Genomic DNA, 22,396 nt, shown 5'->3' on the forward strand with positions numbered 1-22,396 from the left:
GATACCGTATTTCGTTTCGCAGCCGTTCAGCGCGGCAACCGGATGGTCGCGTTCAATCCGCCGCCGTCACGGTTAACCAGCGTGATCTCGCCACCGGCATCCCGAACGATCGCCCGCGCGAGCGCCAGTCCCAGCCCGATCCCGCCGGTTTCGCGATTGCGCGACGTTTCCAGCCGGGTGAACGGATCGAACACCGCATCCATCCGGTCGACCGGAATCCCCGGCCCCCGGTCGGCGACGACGATCGCCACCGCGCGCGCGCTCGTTTCGACCCGCACCTCCGCTGCGCCGGCATATTTGATCGCATTCTCGATCAGGTTGCGCACCGCCCGCCGCATCAGATTGGGACGCAGGTGGAGCGGCACGCGCGCCGCCTCGACGAAATCGACGTCATGGCCAAGGTCGCGAAAATCGTCGACCACGGCGTCGACCAGTGCGGCGACGTCGACATCGGTCGGCGCCTCGCTCGGCCGACCCAGCCGGGCCAGCGAAAGGATATCGTCGAGCGTCGCGTTCATCTCGTCGATCGTTTCGGCCATGCGTGCCCGGTCGGTATCGTCCTCGACCGATTCGATCCGGACGCGCAGCGCCGCCAACGGCGTGCGCAGGTCGTGGCCGATCGCGCCCAGCATCCGGTCCTTCTCATCGACCATCGCATTCACCCGCTGACCCAGATCGGTAAAGGCGGAGATCAGCAGCCGCACATCCTGCGGCCCCGACGGCTCGATCGCCGGCAGCGGCCGGGCGGGGTGAAATTCGCGGGCCGCCACCGCCAGCCGGCGCAGCGGCTTGGCGATCCGCCGCCCGATCCACAGCACCGGCAACAGCACGATGACATAGAGGATGAAGGTCTGCGCCAGCGACTGCCATAACAGCCCGCGCTCCGCCATCGGCCAGGGAGTATGCGATACCAGCCAGCCGCGACCGGGCAGTTCGACCGCCACGTCGAGCACCGCGCCCATGCGCCGCAGCCGTTCGGCACGCTGTCCGCCTATGCCGCGTTCCTGGATCTCGGCCTCGTCGATCGGACGGATGCGTGCGGCGATCCGGCCGGGGCGAATGCCGGCATCGGCAAAACCGGCGCGGATCGCCTGTTCGACGTCGCGTTCGGGTTCGCCGCGCAGGGGGGGCATCCGGTCGGTCACCAGCCGCACGCCGCGCATCCGGTCGCGCGCCGGCGCGGGGCGGGGCGCCGTCGTCCGCTCGGCGGCGTCGATCAGGCGGGTGACCGCAGGAAGGGTGATTTCGGCAAAGCGAAAGGCGCGCCGTTCCCGCAGCAGCAGCGCGAAGTTCAGCGCCTGCGCCACGAACAGCGCCACCGCGACCAGCAGCGCGATCTGACCGGGCAGGCTGGTCGGCCACAGCCGCCTCACAGGCGGGTTACCTCGGTCGCCAGCGTATAGCCGCCGCCCCAGACGGTCTTGATGATCTCCGGGTTGCGGACATCGGTCTCGATCTTCTTGCGCAACCGACTGACCTGATTGTCGATCGCGCGGTCGAATGCAGCGGCCTCGCGCCCTTGAGTCAGGTCGAGCAACTGGTCGCGGGTCAGCACCTGGCGCGGGCGCGTCACCAGTGCGTGGAGCAGATTATATTCGCCGGTCGACAGCGGCACCGACACGCCCTCGCGATCGACCAGCGCGCGCTCGCCGGTCTTGAGCACCCAGCCGGCAAAGGCGAACGATCCTGCTTCGGGCGCATGCTGCCGGACAGCGCCACCGGCCGTCCGGCGCAGCACGACCTTGACCCGCGCCGCCAGTTCGCGCGGGGAAAAGGGTTTCACGACATAATCGTCGGCGCCCATTTCCAGCCCGACGATGCGGTCAGTCTCCTCCGCGCGCGCGGTCAGCAGGATGACGGGGGTCTCGCTGGTCTCGCGGATATGGCGGCACAGCGACAGCCCGTCCTCGCCCGGCATCATGATGTCGAGGATGGCAAGGTCGATCGCATAGGCGTTAAGCCGCGCGCGTGCGCCCTCCGCATCGCCCGCCTGGGTCACGCGAAACCCCTGTTTCGTCAGATACTGTGCGAGCGGTTCGCGGATCGATCGTTCGTCGTCGACCAGCAACAGATGTGGGATATCGGCCATGTCGGACATGCTAGGCGCGCAAGCTCCTGAATGGAAAGGCCGGACGGCAAGGTAGCGTTGCCGTCCGGCGTGGATCAGCCGCCGATCTGCGGACCGCGACGCTGCATCCGCTTTTCGCGCGCCATGAAGCGTTCGGCCGGGTCGATCTGGCCGTCCTTGTTCGCGTCGATGCGATCGAACCGGGCGAGCGCGCGCGCCTGAAACGCGGCGCGGGTGACCGTGCCGCCCTTCGCCCCGCGCTGGCTCATCCGCTGTTCGCGCGCCTGACGGCGTTCGGTTGCGTCGATCTTGCCGTCGCGGTTGAGGTCCTGCCGGTCGAAGCCGGCGGCGGCCATGGCACGGAACTCGCCGCGGGTGACGACGCCGTCGCGATTGGCGTCGGCCCGCTCCAGCATCCGCGCGCCACCGCCGCCCCGGCGCGGCGAGCTGGCCTCGCCATCCAGTCCGCGAGGCCCGCGCTGTGGCAGCGCGGCACGCTCGGCGGCGTTGATCTTGCCGTCATGGTCGGTATCCAGGGCGTCGAAACGCTGATCGGCACGCGCCATCGCGTCGGCGCGGGTGACGACCCGGTCGGCGCCGGGCGGCGGGGGCGGGGTCTGCGCGGCGAGCGCGACGCCTGGCAGGGCGATGGCGGCGAGCGAGGCGGCGACGATCAACGATCGCATGGGAAGCGAACCTTTCGAAAACGGGGAGCACCCCGATGGATAATGCTCCCCATTTGCCCGCGACTTGTCGCCGACCTATGTCGTCGCGAGCGATTATTGTCGCAGTTTGTCGCAGTTGGTTCAGCGCGCCGGCGTCCCGAACAGGATGCGGCGTTGTTCCTCACTCATCAGCTGGTTGCCGCTGCTGACCGCCTTGCCCTTCTCATATGCCGCGATCGTCGCGGGACGCGCCGCGATCGTTTCGAACCAGCGCTGTAGGTTCGGAAAATCCTCGAGCTTCTGCCCTTGCGCCTCATGCGGCACGATCCACGGATAGGCGGCCATGTCGGCGATCGAATAGTCCCCGGCGACGAACGCCCGGTCGGCCAGCCGCTTGTCGAGCACGCCGTACAGCCGCGCCGTTTCGCGGATATAGCGGTCCTGCGCGTACGGAATCTTTTCGGGCGCGTAGATGTTGAAATGATGGTTCTGCCCGGCCATCGGTCCCAGACCGCCCATCTGCCACATCAGCCACTGGATCGCATCGAATCGCCCGGGCAGGTCGGCAGGCAGAAAGCGGCCGGTCTTCTCCGCCAGATACAGCAGGATCGCCCCGGATTCGAAGATCGCCAGCGGCGTCCCGCCGCCGGCCGGTTCATGATCGACGATGGCCGGCATCCGGTTGTTGGGCGCGATGGCGAGGAATTCGGGGCGGAACTGCTCGCCCTTGCCGATATCGACCGGATGGATGGTATAGGGCAGCCCGGCTTCCTCGAGGAAGAGCGTGATCTTGTGGCCGTTGGGCGTCGGCCAATAGTGCAGATCGATCATGAAGCAGCCTCCGATTGGTTCGCGCCGCACATGGGGGCCGTGCCCTGTAGCGCCAAGGGTCAGACACCCAGCCATTCGAGGCCGGCGGGTAGCGCCTGCGCGGCGAAATCGATCTGGAGCACCCGCCGCCGGGCCGGACGCAACGCCGCATCCGACGCGTGCAGGATCGGCGTTGCATATATCCAGACGTCGCCCCGTTCGGCGAGACAGACATGGACGCGGCTATCGGCGACGACTGTCTCGACGATGCCTTCGGCGATGCGTCCGCGCTTGTGGGATCCGCGCGCGACCAGCAACGGCGCATTGTCGCCTGGGACCGGATCGATATGGACCCGCAAGGTCACCATGGTTTCGAGCAACGCGAAAGGCGGCGCGACATGCTGCAGCCCCTGTTTGACGGTCCATGGACCAAAGCCTGGTACTTCCCGCCGTTCGCGAACCACGATCGTTCGGTCCTGATGCCAGCCGAGCGCCCAGTTCGTCGCCGCCGATTTGTCGAACAGCAACGCCCGGACCGGCTGCGTCGCCGGCCCGAGCACCTCTGCCGCAAGGGTGCCGATCGCGCCGGTCGGGGCGAGCAGGTCGCGCAGTCCTGCCAAGCCATTCAGCCGCACTCCGGCTCGATCAGCGGGTACTTCCACAAGTGCCGCCTCGATCTCTGGCAGGACGCCGGTAGCGGCCCCCGGCAGCAGCACCGCGCCGTCGCGATCCAGCGTCAACGTCATTTGGCAAACAGGGCCAGCGGTACGGCGTCGGCCATCGCCTGATAGCCCACCATCGACGGGTGCAGATGGTCGCCCGAATCATAGGCGGGCAGCAATCGGTCGGGCTGTGCCGGGTCGCGGACGATGCGGTCGAAATCGATCACGGCGTCGAAATGGCCGGGCGTGCGGATCCATGCATTGACCGCCTGCCGCGATGCCTCCGCCGCCGCATCGGGACGATAATAGTCGTTGCCCATGAACGGCATCACGGTGCCGCCGATCACCTTCAGTCCCTTTGCCCGGGCGCGTGCGACGATCTGGGCGTAGCCGGCGATCATCCGTTCGACATGGGCGCGGCGTTCCTCGTCCGTCGCCGGTTTTTCGCGGGCGAGGCCGCCCAGATCGTTGATCCCTTCCAGCAGGATCAGATAGCGCGCGCCCGGCTGGCTCAGCACGTCGCCGTCGAAGCGTGACAGGGCATTGGGCCCAAGGCATTCGACCAGCAGGCAGTTGCCGCCGATGCCGTGGTTCAGCACCGCCACGTCGCGGGTCGCGCGGTTCGCTGACAGCCGCCTCGCCAGACCATCGGTCCAGCGCTGATGGCGGCCGTCCTTCACGCCGAACCCGTCGGTAATCGAATCGCCCAGCGCGACGATCGCGCGCGCGGTCGGTGCCGCATCGACCTCCACCGCCGCGATCTGGAACCAGCGTTCCACCGGAACCGCATCGGCGAATGCCCCATCCGACAGCCGGTCGCCTGGTGCGATCCAACTGCGCGTCCGCGCGCCGGGATGGCCCGTCTGTTGTTGCGGCAGGTCGGCGAAGCGGGTGCTGATCGCGAGGTCGGCAAGCGCCGTCACCGGTAAGGCAACCGGATCCGACCAATAATCCGCCCCCGCCGGTATCTCCACCATCGCCCTGCCGCCGAAGCGCAGCGGCCGATCGCTGCCGGCCCGGATCGACGCGGCCGCCGGCCCGGTCGCCAGTGCGACGCTTGCGCCCGCGATGCGCAGCGGCGTCGCGCCGAAGCGGTTGGTGAACCGAACGCGCACCGCCCGTCCGCCGATCGTGACCCGCACGATTTGGCGCAGCGTCGCGTCGCGATATTGCGCATCGGCCAGCACCTGTTCGGCATTGGGCTTGATCGGCGATGCCGTCCAGCCCGCGACCCATGGCTCCGCCTGCGCCGGAATGGCGACCGTCGCCATTGCGGCGGTCGCGCTCAGCAGGATGCGCATGTTCTTCTCTCCCAACGTCGTCGCCGATTCGGCGCGGCAGGTATCGTTATCACATCCATCGCGGTGGTTGTTTGCGTTTGATCGTATTGATTTGATCCAAGCAGGGAACTAACTCGGGTTAGGTGTATAAAGACACGTTAAATCAGCATGATGCAATCGATCGATCGGAGTTTCGCCACTACTTACGTTGATGGGGAGAAGGGATTATGGCGTTGCATGACCGGGAAGTCGCGAACCACAACGAAACCCAGCATCCGATGGTATCGTCCGCCGACTTCGCCCGAAAATTCGGTCAGCTTCGACAAATGCAGGATGAAGAGGCGATCTTCGTCACCCATCACGGCCGCGCCACCCATGTGTTGACGACAGTCCGCCACTATACGGCGCTGCAGCAGGCCAACGGCGCCGACCGGGCGGAGACGATTGCGACGACCAGTCTGCACGAACTCGCCCACTGCCTCACGATCGGCGTGCTGCTGATCGACTACGACCTACGGATCGTCGCCGCCAACCGCGTCGCACACGTCCAGCTCGACCGGCAGGACGGCGACCTGACCGGCCGCAAGGTGTTCGAGGCGCTCCCGACGCTGCGCCGGTCGTTGATCGAAACCTATGTTCTGAGAGCCGTTGCGAGCAAGGAACCCTATTCGGCTGAAATTCCGTCGCTGTTTCGCGAAAATACCTGGGTCCGGGCCGAAATTTATCCGTTCGCGCACTATGTCACGGTACTGTTCCACGACATCACGGACGACATGAAGATCCACCGCCTTGCCGACGCGCGCAAGTCGCTGCGCGAGGCGATCGCGGTGCATGACGGCATCGGCTATGTCTGCCTGAACACGCGTGGACATATCGATCAGGCTGAACCGACCTTTTGCGAGATGATCCACCTGCCCGAGGAGTGGCTGCGGCACGTCGCGCTGGCCGATCTGATCCCGGTGGGCCAGCGCGTGGCATTTCGCGAAGCGCTGGATCGCGTGTTGAGCGGCGAGGGCGCGCGCACGATCGACAGCGCCATCCTGTCGAACGAGGGACGCGCCGTCCCGGTCCGGATCACCATCGCCGAATTGCGCGGCACCTATGGCAATGAAGGCGCGATCGTCCTGCTGACCCGGCAGTAGCGGCTTACCGCACCAGCACCGGCGCGCCGCACCGCACTCCGTCGACGCGCACATCGGCCTGGCCCAGATGCACGCCGGCCAGCGCGCCGATTTGTCCGACGACGAGGTCGAGCGCCGGCGCCGCGACCATGAGTGTGTTGCCCAGCGTCGTGGTCAGCAAGCCACCCGACAGCCCGATGCCGAGGACGTTGACGCGGATATCGACGTTGCGCAGCAGGCTGCTGGCAATGCCGGCAGCGATATCGTTGGTCGCCACCGATTTGACGACATTCCCGTCCATCTCGGCACGCGAAAAGGTAACGCGCTGTGCCTGCATGCCGCCTAGTTTGATATCGGCAAACCCGGTCAACGTGGCGAGCGGCAACGTCACCATCCGGGCCGGACGTAGCGCCATCGCCTGCTGGAAATTGCCGAGCAACGTCGGATCGAGATCGGCGATCGCGGCCCGGCCGAGCGAGGGCGTGACGTCGAGGCCGACGTTCGAATTGGCAGGGCCGCCGACGCACGCGATCGATGCCAGCCGCGCTTCGGCTTCTGCCAGTTCGACATAGATCGGCACCCGGACCGACCCCAGGCTCAGCGGCGCGTTCAGCAACGCGATATCGATCCACAGCCGCGTCTGTGCGCTACGCACCACGGTGCGACCGGCCTGTCCGATCGACAACCATGGGCTGTTCGCCGGGCGCTCGCCGATTTGCAGCCACAACCGGGTCCGCCCGATCCCGGCGATCCCCAGATCGATATCGGTTTGTATCTGGCGATTGCCGGTGCCGATCTGCACCGCTTCGCGCAGGATCGCATAGGCATCGGTCCGGATCGGGCGCTGCGGATCGGCGGTGGTGCGGTCGGCCAACGGACCCAGATCGAGGATAGATCCAAGCCGGATGCTGCGCGCCGGCAGCTTGGTCGACAAAGTGCGCAGCGTCGCCGCGGCGCTGCTGCTCGTCGTCGCGCCCGCCATCGCGATCGCCAGTTGCGGCAGGGTGATATCGCTGGTCAGCACCTCGCCGAACGTCGCGGCACGGACACCGGCACTGGTACGCAGCAGTTCGATGGTCTTGAGCAGGTCGACCTGTCCAGATGCCAGCGCATTATAATCCATCACCGACAGCGATAGATCGCTGCCCGCAAGTTGCGACAGCAGGGTGCCGGGCAATCCACCCTGCGCCGATGCCAGTCGCGTCCCGATCGAGAAGGCGGCGAGATCGATCCTTGCAGCCGTCGCCTGCGCGGCGACGGTCACCTGTTGCGTCCCGAAAATCTGCGCGAAGAAGGGGCGAAGCTGGCTTTCGACCGTAACCTGCGCGGCATTGACCGATGCCGTGCCGGCGACGAAGCGCGCGTCGACTGTAACCGACTGATCTCGAATGAAACGGCCCGGGGTCAGGTTGACCAACCGCGTGCCATTGTCCGGCGAAAGCGCAACCGCCACCTGCGCGCGCTGGGCGGCATTGGCCGGGTCCTGCGCCGCCGCCAGCGCCGCGGCATCCGCCACCCCCTGCAACCGGCGTTTTTCAAGGAACATCGACGCGGTATCGATGCCGATCACGGCGGTTCCGGTCAGCATCGCCATCCCCCCGGCAACGATCATCGCGACGTTGCCGTCGCGCCGCCGGACGAGCGTTCGCAGTCGGTGCACCGCGGTCACAGTCCGTTCAGCACGACGCTGGCCTGACGGCGGATCGTCGTGCTGCTGGCGGGCAGGATCGGCAGCTTCATCAACGGGTTCGTCGATCCGTCATAGGTGACGTTCAGCGTCAGTCGCTGTCCGTCGTCGTCGACCTGCATTCCGACATCGGTCTGCGATATGCCGTATGTCCCTGCCAGTGCCGTTCGCGCCGCATCGCTCGCCAGCGCCGCGCGTTCCGGCGCGTTCAGCCCCGCCAGCGCGGCGCGCGCACCTTCGTTCGCGCTTTCCTGAACGACATGCGCAATCGCCAGCCAACAGCCGCCGCTTAATATGCCGAACAGGAACATCAGCAGGACTGGCAGGGTCAGCGCCAGTTCGACTACGGCCAAACCGCGCCGATCTTTGGCGAGCCGCGTTATAGTATGTCGACAGGCGCGCGACGCGCCGCCGCACGACCGATATATCCTTACCCGATGACGCATGCAGCGACCCTCCGCCGCTGCATCCTATCCGCTACCGATCAACCCGGCGTTTGTCGGGATCGGGCATAATATACGGAAATTGTGAAACGATCGCAGAACGTTGCGGTAGGTGGCTGCCGGTAGGTCCAAATCGATTGCTACCCCGCCGGCGTTGTAGTGATCTGTTTCGCACGACGGGCCGCCGCAACCGGAAAGACCGGAATTTACGCAGGGTCCGGACGATCGCTTCGCCGACGACGACCGGACCCTGAAAGGCCGGCACGAAGTATTTGCCGGTTCGAGCGCCGACGGTCCGCCTTGCTCGAACCGGTGCGAGCGGTTACGCGGACGTGCCGACCCAATGGTGCAACGCGCCCCAATCCAGATTTGAACGAGTGTCGAACGTGACTGCTGCCTCTCGCACGACCGATTCCAGGCTGTGGTGGCTCGGGGACCGGATGGCGGTCCTCGTTCTCGGGCTGATCGCCGGCTTCGTCGTCGGGCTGTCCTTTGCGGGGGGCGTACATATCGCGCTGCCCGACATGCCTATGCCGACCGCTTCGCCGACACCGCCGGTCGCCCCCGGCGCCTCTTCGACCGGCAATGACGTGGTGGCGCCTGCGCCGCCGCCGCCTGCCACCGCGCGAACCGTCGACGGTCCACTCGACCCGCGCGTGATCGACCGGATGCGGCGGGGCGGCGTGTTGCGCGTGGGCGTGTTCGGCGACAGCTTCGGCAACGGCATCTGGGACGCGCTCTATCGGCAACTGCCGGGAAGCGACGGGTTCGAGGTTCTGAAGTTCGCCAAGGAAGCCACCGGTTTCACGCGCTATCGCACGCTCGATCTAGAGAAGCGGGCACTCGAACAGTTGCGGCAGCAGCCGGTCGATGCCGTCGTCATTAGCTTCGGTGCCAACGACAATCAGGCGGTGTTCGCCGACGGCCATCTCCATCCGTTGATGAGCGACGGCTGGAAACGGGTGATTGGCGAGCGCATCGACAAGTTCGTAGCGGCGGTCCGCTCGACCGGCGCGGTCGTTTATTGGGTCGGCCTGCCGGTGATGCGCGACCCGCAACTCGATGCCGATATGCAAGCGATGGACGCATTCTACGAAGACCATATGCGCCGCCTCGGCGTGCCGTTCGTCGATTCGCGGCCGCTGACGCTCGATGCGGAGGGCAAGTATAATGCCTATCTGCCCGACCTGAAGACCGGCAAGCCGGTGTTGCTGCGGACCGGCGACGGGCTGCACATGATTGGCGTCGGCTATCAGCGGCTGACCAACGGCGTGGCTGCCGATCTGAGACGCTACGCCGATCGTGCGCGTCTCGCGGCGGGGCGAGCGGCACCGGGCGGAGGGACGCGCTGATGTCGGCGCTGATGGCGATCGCGCTGGCGCAGGCGGCGGCATCGACCTGTTACGGCGCGCTGTGCGACGCCGATCGCATCCGTCCTTTCCTCGAAAAGCTGTCGGCCGCCCGCAGCAGCCCGGCGCCGGTCCGCATCGTGCAGATCGGCGACAGCCATACCGCCGGCGACCAGATCACCGGCAGCTGGCGGACGCTGTTGCAGGCGCGCTACGGCCGGGCAGGGCGGGGAACGCTCGCCCCCGGAAGGCCTTATGCCGGTTACCTGACGCGCGATATCACCGCGACGCAATCGGCGGGGTGGCGCGTCAACGGCATCTTCGGATCGGCCTATCAACCGACCGGCGGCGTGCGCATGGGGCTGAGCGCCTATAGCGTGACCAGCTACACTCCCGGCGCGGCGGTGACGCTCAGCGCCGATGGCGGGCGGACCTTCGATCGGCTGACCGTCTGCGCCCTGACCGGCCCGGGGGCGGGGACAGTGCAGTTGAGCATCGGCGCGGCGGTGGTCGAATGGCCGCTGACCGCGCTGGAAACCGGTAGCCGCTGTCGCACGCTCGATGCCGGCGCCGAGGCGGCGATCGCCTCGGCCACGGTCGTACGCGGTCCGGTGACCCTGACCTCGTGGAGCACCGAACGCAGCCTCGGTGGTGGCGTGATCCTGTCGAACCTCGGCACGGTCGGCGCACAGTTCAGCCATTTCGACCGGACCGACGATCGCGTTGTCGCAACCGAACTTGCCGCCTATCGCCCCGACCTGATCGTCGTTGCGTTCGGCACCAACGAAGCCTTTCGCCCCGGCTTCTCGGCGGCGGCGTACGAAGCGACGCTGCGCGCCGATCTGACCCGGCTGCGGGGGCTGGCCCCCGGCGTGCCGATGCTGCTGTTCGGCGCGCCCGACTCCGCAACGCGTACCCCCAGCCTCCAGATCGGCGAGAGCGGCACCAGCCTGCCCTGCGCATCCTCCGCGCTGTGGCGTCCGACGGCGGCGCTGGCATCGGTACAGGCGATTCAGCGGCGACAGGCGAGGGCGTTCGGCATCGCCTATTGGGACTGGGCGCAGGCGATGGGCGGCCGCTGCGTCGCCGATGGCTGGACACAAGGGGCGACCCCGCGCATGCGCGGCGACCATGTCCACTTCACCAGCAGTGGCGGGGCCGAGATCGCCCGCTTGCTACAGGCGGATTTAGACCTCGCCATGAACAGCCTGCTGGCACCGACCGTTCCCATATCGACGGTCCGTTAAATGCTGTTTCCGACGCTCAGCTTCGGGCTGTTCTTCCTGATCGTCTACGCGATCACCTGGTCGCTCGGCCGATCGAACGAATGGCGCAAGCTCGCGCTGCTGCTTGCAAGCTGGTTCTTCTACGGGGCGTGGGACGCGCGCTTCGTGGCGCTGCTGTTCGTGTCCGCCTTCGTCAACTGGGCGCTGGCCGCGGCGATCGTGCGTAGCGAAGACCGGCGCGGGCGCGCGCTGGTAACGCTCGGCGTTGCCGCGAACCTCGGCGTGCTCGGCTATTTCAAATATGCCGGCTTCTTCCTCGAACAGCTCTCGGCGCTGTTGCAGCCTCTGGGCTTCGGCCGCGACCTGCCGCTGTTGCAAGTCATACTGCCGGTCGGCGTATCCTTCTTCACCTTTCAGGCGATCTCCTACCTGGTCGACGTCCATCGCCGCCGCCTGCCTGCCGCCAGCCTGCTCGACCTGACGCTGCTGATGTCGTTCTTTCCGCATCTGGTCGCCGGGCCGATCGTGCGTGGCGCCGACCTGTTGCCGCAGTTCCGTCGCGTGCCGAGCATCGATCGCGGCACCGTTGCTGCCGCGCTGCTGCTGATCCTATGGGGTCTGTTCAAGAAGGCGGTGATCGCATCGCAACTGGCCGGTGCGCTGGTCGATCCGGCCTTCTTCGATCCGGCCAGTCGTTCCAGCTTTGACCTACTGATCGGTGCCTATGGCTATGCCGTGCAAATCTATTGCGACTTCTCCGCCTATTCCGACATGGCGATCGGGTTGGCGGCGTTGCTCGGCTACACCTTTCCGCGCAATTTCGATCAACCTTACCGCGCCGCCTCGCTGCAGGATTTCTGGCGGCGCTGGCATATCAGTCTGTCGAGTTGGCTGCGCGACTATCTTTACATTCCGCTGGGCGGCAGCCGGAAGGGGGCGGTGCGCACCTATCTGAACCTGTTCCTGACGATGCTGCTGGGCGGGCTGTGGCATGGCGCGAGCTGGAGCTTCGTGATCTGGGGCGCGCTCCACGGCGGCTGGCTGGCAATCGAGCGTTTCTGGTCGCGCCACCGCCCTGCCGGCTGGCGAGCGGCCCCGCGCTGGTTGGGCATCCTCATCACCTTCCACATCGTGGTCCTCGGCTGGATCTTCTTCCGGGCACAGGGGGAGGGGGAAGCATTCGCCTATCTCGGCCAGTTGTTCGCCGGTGACTGGCGCAACACGCTGGTGACGCCGCTGTCGCTGGGACTGGTCGCGCTAGGGCTGGCGATCCACGCCGTTCCCGTCGGCATCCTGCCCGCCATCGCGACGCGCGTGCGTACGCAGGCCGCGCCGATCGTCGGGCTGGCGCTGGGTGTGTCGATCCTGATCGTCGATGCGATGCGACCCGATGGGGTCGCGCCGTTCATCTATTACCAGTTCTGATGGAAAGCGCAGCATGACCACCGGTGCCGAACAGGGAGAGATCGCCGAGGTCGGATCGCCGGTGCTGGTGCCGGCCGATCGGGTCGACACCGTGCGGCCATGGCGCTGGATGACCGGCACGATCGCCATGGCGACGCTGTTCTTAAGCGTCTTTAACGCGCACGCGATTGGCGCATGGTTCGACGAACTGCCGCCGTCACCGGTCACCGAACCGCTGCGCGCGTCGATCGCGTCGTGGGTGGCGCTGACGACCAGGCTGGGGTTCGATGCACCGCGTGCGGAGGTCCGCAAGCGCTGGGAAGCGGCGCAGGCGGCACGGTTCGGTACCGAACAGCCGGGTGAGGATGGCAGCACGCGATAGGCGCCGCCCCAAACGGCAACGCCCGCGCGAGCGTTGCTCAGCGCGGGCGTTGCGGAACGCGAACCTGCTTGGCGGCGGTTCAGCGATAGAAAGTGTGGTCGGCGATCTGGGTGACGCGGGTGCGCTTCGGCATTGAAGCACCGGCCGAATGGAAGAACAACGCGCCCGGGGCCACGTCCTCGCCCTTGCCGCTCAGCGTGCGCTTGGCGATGTCGACGGCGGTGTCCCAGCGGCCATTGTTGCGGGGCGGGTTGTAAGCATCGACGTTGAAGAACTGACCGCGCTGCTTGACCACGCCGCAGGCGCTGTCGGCGAAGCGGCCGCTGTTCATGCGGGTGCGGATGACCTGCGCGACGGCGACCTGACCACGATGCGGCTGGTTGCCGGCTTCATGCACCACGACCTTGGCGACGCATTCGACTTCGCGCTTGTCGAGGCTGGCGGTGTCGTTGTCGGATAGGGCCGGTTCGGCCTCGGGAAGGGCCTGCACCACCGGGGCGGGGGCGGCGAAGGTAACGGGGGCGGGGGAACTCTGTGCTGGCGTCGATTGCGGAGCAATCTGTGGTTCGGAATCCGTGCTCATCGCGACATGGGCGCTCGCGACGCCGCTCACTGCGGTCAGGCTCCACAAAACCAATACGGACCAGCGCTTATTCATTCCCACTCACTGCTATTGCGCGAGGGTGCCCGCCATCGGCCGCAGAAACGCGGACAAATAGAGCGGCCGTCGGGATCCCCCACGTCTCGCCGTCCGCTATCCGCTGCTTGCACATGCGGAATGCCGGACCGGCTGAACTCGGCCCGGCTCATCGCTTCGGCGCGGCAAACTGTCAACGCGGGCGCCGTTCATCGGCGACGAACCGTTCGGCACATCCGATCAATCCACGCACGAAACGACAATTCGGGAAGGTGTTAATCGATTTAAACCATGATCGCTGTCGCCGGACTGACGCGAATCGTTGTTACGGACCGTCGAGTCCATCTTCCGTTCAGCTTCGCTGGTATCGAGAACGTCCCGCAGGCGTTAGGGTGTCGATGATGTTGCCACCCGTTCCCCAACGACCGCTATTGCGCCGGATGCGGTTGGTGCGCGCAGGCTGGATCGTGCTCGGGGGGCTGTTCGTCGGGCTGGGGGTGATCGGCGCGTTGTTGCCGGTGATGCCGACGACGATCTTCATCATTCTCGCCGCTGCCTGTTTCGCCCGCGGTTCGCCACGGCTGGAGCGCTGGCTGCTCCACCATCCGCAGTTCGGCCCGACCCTCGTCGCGTGGCGCCGCGACGGCGCGATCGGTCGCCGGGCGAAGGCGATGGCTTGCGGCGGCATCGCCTTCGGATATTTGCTGTTTGTCGTCGGCGCCCGGCCGGGCATCGGGCTCGCCACGCTGGTTGCGGCGCTGATGACGGCATGTGCCGCCTATATCCTTACCCGGCCGCTACCATCCGACCGCGGCGGATCAGACCTTCGCGCCTGACGAACCCTGTTCGGCGTACAGCATGGCATAGCGGCGGGTGACCACCGGCAGCGATTCATCGATCCACTGCGCCATCGCCTGTTCCTCGCTCAGCGACTGTTGCAGCAATGGCGTGGCAGAGGCGAAGCCGCCGTCTTCGGCCATGGTCAGCAGCGATTTATAGGCCGCGATCTCGAAATGTTCGAAAGCATAGTTGGCGAAGCTGTTCTTGACGATCTCGTCGCCCGCAACGCTATGGCCCAGTGCCGCCATACCGCCCGACAGACTCAGGCCGAGATCCTTGAGCGTCGAACCGCTGGTGTCGAAGCCGGCGAGCATTTCGTCGAGGCGGGCGATCTGGTCGTTGGTCTCGTCGATGTGCAGGCGCAACCGATCGGCGACCTCGGGGTAGTTCACGATCCGCTCGACCTGCGGTGTCAGGATAGACAGCGCCTGTTTTTCGACCGCATGCGCGTTGGTCAGCCCGGTGACGAATAGTTCGCGGAGGATGTCCTGCTGGATTGTCATGTCGCTTTGCTCCTTGGTCGGGGGCGCGCGTGGTGCGCACCGCACGCTGCGGTCCGGCCGGATGTTCTCGTCGGACCGTCCCTCCACCAACCGATAAGCGACTGATTGGTCCCGGTTAAATCAGCTTATTTCAATGATTTGGATTAAGTCTGGCGTCTGAGCGCTAGTCGCGGAAAGGGCCGACAGGCTTGCCTGCAACTCATCGTTGCGGAACGGTTTGGTCAGACGCGGGACATCGGAATCGATCCCTGCTTCTTCGGCATAGCCGGATACGATCAGTACCGGCAGCGTCGGATGGCTCGACTTGAGCATCCGCGCCAGTTGCGCGCCGCTGATGCCGGGCATCAGATGGTCGGTGACGACGATATCGGGGGTCAGTCCCTCACGAATCATGCGCAGCGCGTCCTCGGCCGATACCGCCTCGACCACGCGATACTGCAGATCGGTCAGCATGTGCGCAGTGCTCATGCGGACCAGTTCCTCATCGTCGATCAACAGCACGGTGCCGATCCGCCCCGGCATCGCCAGCGTGTCGGGCAGGGGTTCGGCGTCGCAGATCGTCAGCGGGCTGACCGGCAGCCACAGACTGACCACCGTACCGTGACCGGGGGTGCTGTCGATCGTCAGGCCGCCGCCGAGCTGCGCGGTCAACCCATGGACCATCGACAGGCCAAGTCCCGTCCCCTTGCCCACGCCCTTGGTAGAGAAAAACGGCTCGATCGCGCGGCGGCGGGTTTCCTCGTCCATACCAAAGCCGCTGTCGCCGACGCTCAGCCGGACGTAATCGCCCGGCGGAATGCCGGCGATATGAGTCGACAGCACGCTTTCCTGCCGTGCGGTGATCGTCAGGGTGCCGCCTTCGGGCATCGCGTCGCGCGCATTCACCGCAAGGTTCAGCAGCGCCATTTCGAGCTGGTTTAGATCGGCGCGTGCCGGGGGCAGGTCGGCAAAATCGACGCGCATCGCGATCGTCGGGCCCAGCGTCGACCCGATCAGCCCGGTCATGCTGTCGATCACCCGCGCGACGTCGACGGCGGTCGGTTGCAGCGGTTGCCGCCGGGCGAAGGCCAGCAGGCGCTGCACCAGCGTCTTCGCCCGCTCGGCCGATTGCAGCGCGCCGCCGATCAGCCGCTGTTCGCGCTCGGTGCCGACGCCCTTGCGCACCAGCATGTCGAGAGAACCGATGATCGGAGTCAGCAGGTTGTTGAAATCATGCGCGACGCCGCCGGTCAGGCTGCCCATCGCCTCCATCTTCTGGCTCTGTCGCAGCGCATCGCGCGCGACTTCCAGATCGGCTTCGCGCGCCTTGGCGTCGGTCAGGTCGCGACCGACCGCGACGAAATTCATTCCGTCCGATTCGGGCGCGACGGTCCATTCGATATGTTTCCAGTCGCCGTCGCGGGTGGCGATGCGATTTTCGAACCGGCACGGCTGGCGGGTCTGCGCCATGCCGGCGATCGCCGCCAGCGTCTGCGGCTCGTCGTCGGGGTGCATGAAGCTGGCATAGCCGCGCGACAGCAGCTCGGCTTCGCTCCAGCCCAAGATCTTCGTCCAGGCCGGGCTGACCGCCGACATCATGCCGGCATAATCGGCGCGCGCCAGCATATCCTGCGACAGGTTCCACAACCGGTCGCGCTCCGCGGACCGGATCGCAACCTGCTCCTCCAGCGTTTCGTTCAGCCGGCGCAGACCCTCTTCGGCGCGGGCGCGTTCGACCGCGCTCTTTACGCGTTCGCCGACTTCGCGGATCAGGTTTTCCTCGGCCTGCGTCCATGTCCGCGGTGTTGCCGACTGCACGGCAAGTACCCCGACCCTGTCCGTTTCATCGAACAGCAGGACGTCGACGAACGCCGCGACACAGCGTTCGGTCAGCCCGGCCCGGGTTTCGTCGTTCAGGTCCATGTTGTTGGGAATGTCGCAGCAAACCAGCGGTTGACCGCTGCGATAGGCCGTGAGCAGGCCGGGACCGAAGGCGGCGAGGGAGTGGACGCCGGCGATGGAAGGGACTTCGCGACAATGGTCGCGTTCGACGACCATCATGCCTTCGTTGCTGATCTCGGCGTAGAAGACTCGCGACGCGCCCAGCCATTCGGCGATGCGTTCGGATGCGACGGTGGTGATCTCCGCCCGTGTCGAGAGCGGTCGCAGCGCGTCGGACAGCGACAGCAGGAACTGGCTGTGGCGCACGCTCGCGAACCGTTCGGTCGTATCGGCAAGGATGCAGATTACGCCCGCCGGTACCCCGTGTTCGTCGAGCACCGGCGAATAGTCGAGATCCATCCACACCTGTTCGGGTCGCCCGCTGCGCGCCAACGTCAGTTCCTGGTCGCGGTACCGGAGCGTCCCGCCGGCCAGTACCACCTGCATCACGTGATCGTTGAACGCGGCGACCTCGGGCCATCCCTCGCGGACGTTCGATCCGAGCAGGTGCGGGTGTCGCGCATCGGCAAACACCAAATAGGCGTCGTTGTAGAGCATGACGCCCTCTGCGCCCCATAGCAGCACGATCGGTACCGGCGAGCGAAGCGTCATGGCGAGCGTCGTCCGCAGGCATTGGGGCCAATCGTCGATGGGTCCGAGCGGTGTTTGCGTCCAATCGTGCCGCGCGATCAATTTGGCGCACTCGCCGCCACCGGCAAGATACCCCGGCGTGGTATGCGGGGCTTGCGCCGGAGAAACGGGGATATCCGACATTGGGAAGATCGAGGTCCTGGGCTAGGGCGCGGTCCGTGTAATGCGTCACACGACCCGCCGAGAGCATAATGCTCCTACCTCGAATATGATCCGGATCATATCCTCATCCAAAGGTTGGACGTGTAGTGCGCCGCAATCCGCAAAGTCGTCGCCTCCGGCAGGGCCACGCGGGTTGTTATCGTAGGGGATTTGCGCGTAATCCGCTGATTCGGAAAAAGGAGCGCGCGTGCAACAGGAACTGCCAGGGTCGCTCGTCGACTATCTACGACAGTCGCGCGTCGCGTTGGCACTCGCGTCGGCCCATGGCGACAATCATCTGCTGATGGTCAACGCCCCGTTTTCCGCGCTGACCGGCTATACCGCCGAGGACGTGGTCGGCCGCAATTGTCGCCTGTTACAGCGCGAAGCGCCGAACATGCAGCCGCGTGCCAAGCTGCGCGAGTTCCTCGCCCAACCCGATCAGACCAACGTCAGGACCCCGATCGTCAATTTCCGCAAGGACGGGACACCGTTCGTCAATCTGCTCTATATGTCCCGGCTGCGATCGATCGAGGGGCGAGCGGATTTCATCTTCGCATCGCAATTCGACGTCAGCCGGTCCCAGCCCGAGATGCTGGCCGAATATGACGAACAGCTTCGCGCGACGCTCGGCAAGTTGGTGCCGATCGCGGGCGAGGCCGGGATCGTCGTTGAAGGTACGCTGCTGACCATCGCCAACAGCGCCGCGATCGTGGCACAGGCCAAGATGATGCTGTCCGATCTGGAGTCCGCACCCGGTGCATGATGTGACGACGTCGCGCAGCAATGCGGCGCCGCAGACGGCAGCGGTGCCGATCGTCGGTATCGGCGCTTCGGCCGGCGGGCTGGAAGCGCTGCGCGAGATGCTGGCCCCGGCGACCTTGCCGACCGGCCTCGCCTTCGTGGTGGTCCAGCATCTCGATCCAAATCACGAAAGCATGCTGGCGCAGCTGCTCGATCGCAACACGGCATTGCAGGTGCTGCAAAGTGCTGGTGGCGAGCGGATCGAAGCGGACACCGTCTATATCATTCCGCCCGGGCGTGGGCTGGCGGTGCGCGACGGCGTATTGGAGCTGACGGAGTTCCAGCAGCCGCGCGGGCTGCGCCGGCCGATCGACGATTTTTTCCTGTCGCTGGCCAGCGACCAGCAATCGAATGCCGCTTGCGTCATCCTGTCGGGCACCGGCGCCGATGGCACGACCGGGCTGCGCGCGATCAAGGAGAATGGCGGGGTCTGCGTCGCGCAACAGCCCGAAAGCGCACGCTATGACGGGATGCCGCTGTCGGCGGTCGGGACCGGCATGACCGATTTCGTCCGGCCGCCGGGCGAAATCCTCGAATGCCTGCAACGCTTCTTCGAACGGCGCCGCAGCGATCCGGACGAGCATGAGGCGGATGTCGTCGCCGACCATGTCGACGAACTGTGCCGCGTGCTGCGATCGACGATCGGCCACGATTTTTCCGGGTATAAGCGATCGACCTTCGTCCGCCGGGTCGAACGGCGCATGCATGTCCTCGGCATTGATACCGGCCGCGCCTATCTGTCGCGAGTGCGCAGCGATGCGGGCGAATGCGAGGCGCTGTTCCGCGACCTGCTCATCAACGTCACGCGTTTCTTCCGCGATCCCGAAGCGTTCGAGCAGTTGCGCGTCCGCGTCATCGAACCGCTGATGGCGCAGCGACCGCCCGATGAAGACCTGCGCGTCTGGGTGCCGGGATGCTCGAGCGGCGAAGAGGCGTACACCATCGCGATGCTGTTCGCCGAGGCGGCACGCAAGACCGGCCAGCCGCCGGCGGTCCAGATTTTCGCGACCGATATCGACGAACAGATGCTCGCCATCGCACGCGAGGGCAGCTATCCGACCTCGGCACTGGTCGACCTGCCACCGGCGCTGCGCGAACGCTATACGGTTCCGCATACCGACCGGTTCTCGATGGCTTCGACGATCCGCGACATGATCCGCTTTTCCAGCCACAGCTTGGTCAAGGATCCGCCCTTTTCGCGCATTGACCTGGTGTCGTGCCGCAACTTGCTGATTTATTTCGACGACCGGCTGCAGCAGTCGGTCGTGCCGCTGTTCCACTTCGCATTGCGCGAAGGCGGCTATCTGTTCCTCGGGCCATCGGAAAGCGTCGGTCGGTTCGAACATCTGTTCCAGCCGGTCGATCAACCGGCGCGGCTGTTCGTCCGGACGGCAGGAGCGACCAGCTATCCGATCGATCTGCCGGCCAATACCCATCCGCCGGTCGTCCGGCGCGAGCGCGGCGAACGCGCCGACAGCCGGTCGTTGGCCGGGGAGGGGATAGCCATCCGGCGGATGGTCGAACGCTATGCACCGCCCAGTCTGATCGTCGATCAGGACGGCGGCATCGTCTCGGCCTATGGCAAGCTCAGCCGCTATTTTGAGTTTCCGGTGACGCGGACAGGCGGCAGCAGCGCGGTCAACCTCGCGCGCCCCGGCCTTCGCACCGTAATCGGCCCCCTTCTGCGGCAGGCGCGCGACGAACGGCGGCGGACCATCGCGCGCGACGTGACCGTCCAGACCGATTACGGCAACCAGCCCATCGAGGTGATCTGCGACCCGCTGGGTGACGGCACATTGTTGTTCGTGTTCCGCGAAACCGGCCCGTTTCGTCCCGCCGATGACGACGAGATGCGCGATCTCGAGGCCGGACACGACCATATGGAGGCGCTTGAGGACGATCTGCGCCTGACCCGCCACCGCCTGCGCTCGGCGATCGAGGAACTGGAGACCGCGAACGAGGAGTTGAAAAGCTCCAACGAAGAAATGATGTCGATGAATGAGGAGCTTCAATCGACCAACGAGGAGCTGTCGACCGTCAACGACGAATTGAAGAGCAAGGTCGACCAGCTGACCGTCGCCAATTCCGACCTGCGCAATTTCTACGAATCGACCGAACTGGCCGTCGTCGTCCTCGATGCCGACATGAAGGTCCGCAGCTACACAGATGCGGCAACGACGATCTTTCCGCTGAAACCCGCCGATCGCGGCCGCCCGCTAACCGACGTCGCCAGCCGGTTGCAAGGCGCCGACCACCTCGAAGATGCCCGTGCAGTTGTGGGCGGCGCCGCCCCCCGGCAGCGGCGCGTCCGCACGCTCGATGGCCAGCGCATCTTTTCGATGCGCGCCTTGCCCTATCGCAAACAGAGCGGCGACGTTGATGGCGCCACGCTGGTGCTGACCGACATCACCGACGCGCTGGCGCTCGAACGGCAACTCGCTGCCAAGCGCGAGCGGCTCGACATCGCCATCAAGGCGGCGGGCATCGGCGTATGGGAATATGCGCCCGAAACCGGCGAACTGGTCCTCGACCCGGTCGAACGCGAACTCTTCTCGCTGAACGCGCATGACGGCGATGATATCGCCGCACTGCTCGATCGGATCCTCGCGGCGGACCGCACGAATGTCGAGGCGGCACTCCGCCGCGCGGTCGAACGCAGCGGCGATTTCGAGGCGACCTTCCGCGTCCATGCGCCCGACGGGCAGACCCGCTGGATCAAGGGCTTCGGGCGGATCGTCGCGGGCAGCACGCCCAAACGGCTGGTCGGGGTGTCGATCGACGTGACGCCCGAATATGCCGTCGCCGAGACGCGCGAATTGATGCTGCGCGAGATGAACCACCGGGTGAAGAACCTGTTTGCGGTGATTGCCGGCATGATCACTATCGCCTCGCGCAGTCATGGCGACGTGCCGGGCTTTGCCGACGATATCCGTCGCCGCATCGCCGCACTCGGGGCAGCGCATTCGCTCGCTTCGCCGGCCGGACAGCCGCAGGCGGTCGGGCTGGACGATATCGTCGAAACTACCCTTGCGCCGTATCGCGATCACGCACGGATCGAAATCGACGGTCCGGTCGTTGCATTGAATCGGAACTGTCTGTCGCCGTTGGCGCTCGTTCTTCACGAATGGGCGACCAATTCCGTGAAATACGGGGCGTTGGGCAGTAACGGAAAGCGTGGGTTGCGCGTCCGGTGGCAGGCCGGGGACGGGGGAATTGAACTGACATGGATCGAGGAAGCGGACGGGACGCAGCAGTCGGCATCCGGCAAGCGTGGTTTCGGTTCGGTGCTGGTCGAAACCAGCGTGCGGCAATTGCGCGGCACGATGCACAATGTGGTCGACGACGGGGTCTTCCGCCTCGAGATACGGCTGCCGACCGCCGTACTGCTGCGTGACTGATCCGGTCCTGCTCGTCGAGGACGAGCTGTTCATCGCGCTGGACGTACAGGCCACGATCGATGCGGCGGGTTTCTCGGTAGAGGGCCCGTGCATGACGCTCGTCGAGGCGCAGGAGGCGGTCGATCGTTACAACGCTGCCTTCGCTGCGGCGGTACTCGACGTCCGGCTGGCCGACGGCAATGTCTTTGAAGCGGCCGACCGGCTGCACGTCGCGGGCGTGCCATTGATCTTCCATTCGGGCCATGCCGACGATGCCGATCTGAGGCGGCGCTATCCGCAGGCGATGGTATGTCCCAAGCCGAGTGCGCCCGATACGTTGGCAGCGGCGATCCGCCGTGCGGCGATGCGCGACGCCGATCCTTCTCTACGTTCCGCCACCGGCTGAGCGTCCCGAACCGGGACGGT

20 protein-coding genes are annotated in these 22,396 nt (G+C 66.0%); 9 read left to right on the forward strand and 11 right to left on the reverse strand.

The features are described from left to right. Positions 1 to 26 precede the first annotated feature (26 nt). The 6 genes from AAIO73_RS05925 to AAIO73_RS05950 form a co-directional block, all read right to left on the reverse strand. The gene (locus tag AAIO73_RS05925) at positions 27 to 1,373 is read right to left on the reverse strand and encodes a sensor histidine kinase (RefSeq protein WP_345876808.1); all 1,347 of its coding nucleotides are present in this window, start codon (positions 1,371 to 1,373) and stop codon (positions 27 to 29) included. Further along, the gene (locus AAIO73_RS05930) at positions 1,370 to 2,089 is read right to left on the reverse strand and encodes a response regulator (protein WP_066689608.1); all 720 of its coding nucleotides are present in this window, start codon (positions 2,087 to 2,089) and stop codon (positions 1,370 to 1,372) included. Before AAIO73_RS05930 ends, AAIO73_RS05925 begins: the two co-directional genes overlap by 4 nt. A 74-nt stretch (positions 2,090 to 2,163) precedes the next feature. Next, the gene (locus AAIO73_RS05935) at positions 2,164 to 2,754 is read right to left on the reverse strand and encodes an EF-hand domain-containing protein (RefSeq protein ID WP_345876809.1); all 591 of its coding nucleotides are present in this window, start codon (positions 2,752 to 2,754) and stop codon (positions 2,164 to 2,166) included. A 120-nt stretch (positions 2,755 to 2,874) separates the two neighbouring features. Then, positions 2,875 to 3,564 carry a glutathione binding-like protein gene (locus AAIO73_RS05940; protein WP_345876810.1) on the reverse strand — a complete coding sequence of 230 codons (690 nt, stop codon included), beginning with the start codon at positions 3,562 to 3,564 and terminating at the stop codon, positions 2,875 to 2,877. Positions 3,565 to 3,623: 59 nt separating this feature from the next. Continuing rightward, complete coding sequence (locus AAIO73_RS05945; RefSeq protein WP_345876811.1) at positions 3,624 to 4,289, reverse strand: phytanoyl-CoA dioxygenase family protein; 666 nt, start codon at positions 4,287 to 4,289, stop codon at positions 3,624 to 3,626. Beyond that, positions 4,286 to 5,506: an SGNH/GDSL hydrolase family protein gene (locus tag AAIO73_RS05950; protein WP_345876812.1), complete on the reverse strand. Its 1,221-nt coding sequence runs from the start codon at positions 5,504 to 5,506 to the stop codon at positions 4,286 to 4,288. The genes AAIO73_RS05945 and AAIO73_RS05950 overlap by 4 nt, the downstream gene beginning before the upstream one ends. A 206-nt stretch (positions 5,507 to 5,712) precedes the next feature. Here AAIO73_RS05950 and AAIO73_RS05955 point away from each other — a divergent pair, with 206 nt between their 5' ends. Then, positions 5,713 to 6,627, forward strand: coding sequence for a PAS domain-containing protein (locus AAIO73_RS05955; RefSeq protein ID WP_345876813.1), 915 nt, complete (start codon positions 5,713 to 5,715; stop codon positions 6,625 to 6,627). 4 nt (positions 6,628 to 6,631) lie between these two features. Here the strand turns inward: AAIO73_RS05955 and AAIO73_RS05960 are convergent, their stop codons facing one another. Next, positions 6,632 to 8,266 (reverse strand): TadG family pilus assembly protein, encoded by a 1,635-nt coding sequence (locus tag AAIO73_RS05960; RefSeq protein ID WP_345876814.1) that lies wholly within the window; start codon positions 8,264 to 8,266, stop codon positions 6,632 to 6,634. 5 nt (positions 8,267 to 8,271) lie between these two features. After that, positions 8,272 to 8,646, reverse strand: a complete 375-nt coding sequence (locus AAIO73_RS05965; protein ID WP_345876815.1) for a TadE/TadG family type IV pilus assembly protein — start codon at positions 8,644 to 8,646, stop codon at positions 8,272 to 8,274. A gap of 530 nt (positions 8,647 to 9,176) precedes the next feature. Here AAIO73_RS05965 and AAIO73_RS05970 point away from each other — a divergent pair. The 4 genes from AAIO73_RS05970 to AAIO73_RS05985 are packed head-to-tail and all read left to right on the forward strand — an operon-like array spanning position 9,177 to position 13,097. After that, positions 9,177 to 10,088 carry an SGNH/GDSL hydrolase family protein gene (locus AAIO73_RS05970; protein ID WP_345876816.1) on the forward strand — a complete coding sequence of 304 codons (912 nt, stop codon included), beginning with the start codon at positions 9,177 to 9,179 and terminating at the stop codon, positions 10,086 to 10,088. Beyond that, on the forward strand, positions 10,088 to 11,332 hold the full coding sequence (locus AAIO73_RS05975) for a GDSL-type esterase/lipase family protein (protein ID WP_345876817.1): 1,245 nt from the start codon (positions 10,088 to 10,090) through the stop codon (positions 11,330 to 11,332). Before AAIO73_RS05970 ends, AAIO73_RS05975 begins: the two co-directional genes overlap by 1 nt. After that, positions 11,333 to 12,736, forward strand: coding sequence for an MBOAT family O-acyltransferase (locus AAIO73_RS05980; protein WP_345876818.1), 1,404 nt, complete (start codon positions 11,333 to 11,335; stop codon positions 12,734 to 12,736). Between the two features lie 13 nt (positions 12,737 to 12,749). After that, a complete protein-coding gene (locus AAIO73_RS05985; RefSeq protein ID WP_345876819.1) occupies positions 12,750 to 13,097 on the forward strand; it encodes a hypothetical protein in 348 nt (115 codons plus the stop codon). A gap of 79 nt (positions 13,098 to 13,176) precedes the next feature. Here the strand turns inward: AAIO73_RS05985 and AAIO73_RS05990 are convergent, their stop codons facing one another. After that, the gene (locus AAIO73_RS05990) at positions 13,177 to 13,755 is read right to left on the reverse strand and encodes a cell wall hydrolase (RefSeq protein WP_345876820.1); all 579 of its coding nucleotides are present in this window, start codon (positions 13,753 to 13,755) and stop codon (positions 13,177 to 13,179) included. A 377-nt stretch (positions 13,756 to 14,132) separates the two neighbouring features. On the opposite strand from AAIO73_RS05990, the gene AAIO73_RS05995 reads away from it, so the two are divergent. Beyond that, positions 14,133 to 14,570: a YbaN family protein gene (locus AAIO73_RS05995; protein WP_345876821.1), complete on the forward strand. Its 438-nt coding sequence runs from the start codon at positions 14,133 to 14,135 to the stop codon at positions 14,568 to 14,570. Here the strand turns inward: AAIO73_RS05995 and AAIO73_RS06000 are convergent. Together AAIO73_RS06000 and AAIO73_RS06005 are read right to left on the reverse strand one after the other, a co-directional pair. Beyond that, positions 14,553 to 15,077 (reverse strand): ferritin-like domain-containing protein, encoded by a 525-nt coding sequence (locus tag AAIO73_RS06000; RefSeq protein ID WP_345876822.1) that lies wholly within the window; start codon positions 15,075 to 15,077, stop codon positions 14,553 to 14,555. The two genes, AAIO73_RS05995 and AAIO73_RS06000, sit on opposite strands and share 18 nt — an antisense overlap. Before the next feature lie 120 nt (positions 15,078 to 15,197). Then, a complete protein-coding gene (locus AAIO73_RS06005) occupies positions 15,198 to 17,771 on the reverse strand; it encodes an ATP-binding protein (protein WP_526023765.1) in 2,574 nt (857 codons plus the stop codon). Between the two features lie 226 nt (positions 17,772 to 17,997). On the opposite strand from AAIO73_RS06005, the gene AAIO73_RS06010 reads away from it, so the two are divergent. The 3 genes from AAIO73_RS06010 to AAIO73_RS06020 are packed head-to-tail and all read left to right on the forward strand — an operon-like array spanning position 17,998 to position 22,376. After that, the gene (locus AAIO73_RS06010; protein ID WP_345876824.1) at positions 17,998 to 18,555 is read left to right on the forward strand and encodes a PAS domain-containing protein; all 558 of its coding nucleotides are present in this window, start codon (positions 17,998 to 18,000) and stop codon (positions 18,553 to 18,555) included. Position 18,556: 1 nt separating this feature from the next. Continuing rightward, positions 18,557 to 21,991 (forward strand): CheR family methyltransferase, encoded by a 3,435-nt coding sequence (locus AAIO73_RS06015; RefSeq protein ID WP_345876825.1) that lies wholly within the window; start codon positions 18,557 to 18,559, stop codon positions 21,989 to 21,991. Beyond that, positions 21,984 to 22,376 (forward strand): response regulator, encoded by a 393-nt coding sequence (locus tag AAIO73_RS06020; RefSeq protein WP_345876826.1) that lies wholly within the window; start codon positions 21,984 to 21,986, stop codon positions 22,374 to 22,376. The genes AAIO73_RS06015 and AAIO73_RS06020 overlap by 8 nt, the downstream gene beginning before the upstream one ends. Positions 22,377 to 22,396: the final 20 nt, after the last annotated feature.

The organism is Sphingomonas epibiotica (genome assembly GCF_039615155.1).
In the GTDB taxonomy this organism is placed as follows: domain Bacteria; phylum Pseudomonadota; class Alphaproteobacteria; order Sphingomonadales; family Sphingomonadaceae; genus Sphingomonas.

Coding starts and splice junctions, on each gene's coding strand:
- AAIO73_RS05940 (WP_345876810.1), bottom strand. CDS start 3,564: ATGATCGATCTGCACTATTGGCCGACGCCCAACGGCCACAAGATCACG.
- AAIO73_RS05930 (WP_066689608.1), bottom strand. CDS start 2,089: ATGGCCGATATCCCACATCTGTTGCTGGTCGACGACGAACGATCGATC.
- AAIO73_RS05945 (WP_345876811.1), bottom strand. CDS start 4,289: ATGACGTTGACGCTGGATCGCGACGGCGCGGTGCTGCTGCCGGGGGCC.
- AAIO73_RS05970 (WP_345876816.1), top strand. CDS start 9,177: ATGGCGGTCCTCGTTCTCGGGCTGATCGCCGGCTTCGTCGTCGGGCTG.
- AAIO73_RS05935 (WP_345876809.1), bottom strand. CDS start 2,754: ATGCGATCGTTGATCGTCGCCGCCTCGCTCGCCGCCATCGCCCTGCCA.
- AAIO73_RS05985 (WP_345876819.1), top strand. CDS start 12,750: ATGACCACCGGTGCCGAACAGGGAGAGATCGCCGAGGTCGGATCGCCG.
- AAIO73_RS06005 (WP_526023765.1), bottom strand. CDS start 17,771: ATGTCGGATATCCCCGTTTCTCCGGCGCAAGCCCCGCATACCACGCCG.
- AAIO73_RS05975 (WP_345876817.1), top strand. CDS start 10,088: ATGTCGGCGCTGATGGCGATCGCGCTGGCGCAGGCGGCGGCATCGACC.
- AAIO73_RS05950 (WP_345876812.1), bottom strand. CDS start 5,506: ATGCGCATCCTGCTGAGCGCGACCGCCGCAATGGCGACGGTCGCCATT.
- AAIO73_RS05980 (WP_345876818.1), top strand. CDS start 11,333: ATGCTGTTTCCGACGCTCAGCTTCGGGCTGTTCTTCCTGATCGTCTAC.
- AAIO73_RS05995 (WP_345876821.1), top strand. CDS start 14,133: ATGATGTTGCCACCCGTTCCCCAACGACCGCTATTGCGCCGGATGCGG.
- AAIO73_RS05955 (WP_345876813.1), top strand. CDS start 5,713: ATGGCGTTGCATGACCGGGAAGTCGCGAACCACAACGAAACCCAGCAT.
- AAIO73_RS06000 (WP_345876822.1), bottom strand. CDS start 15,077: ATGACAATCCAGCAGGACATCCTCCGCGAACTATTCGTCACCGGGCTG.
- AAIO73_RS05990 (WP_345876820.1), bottom strand. CDS start 13,755: ATGAATAAGCGCTGGTCCGTATTGGTTTTGTGGAGCCTGACCGCAGTG.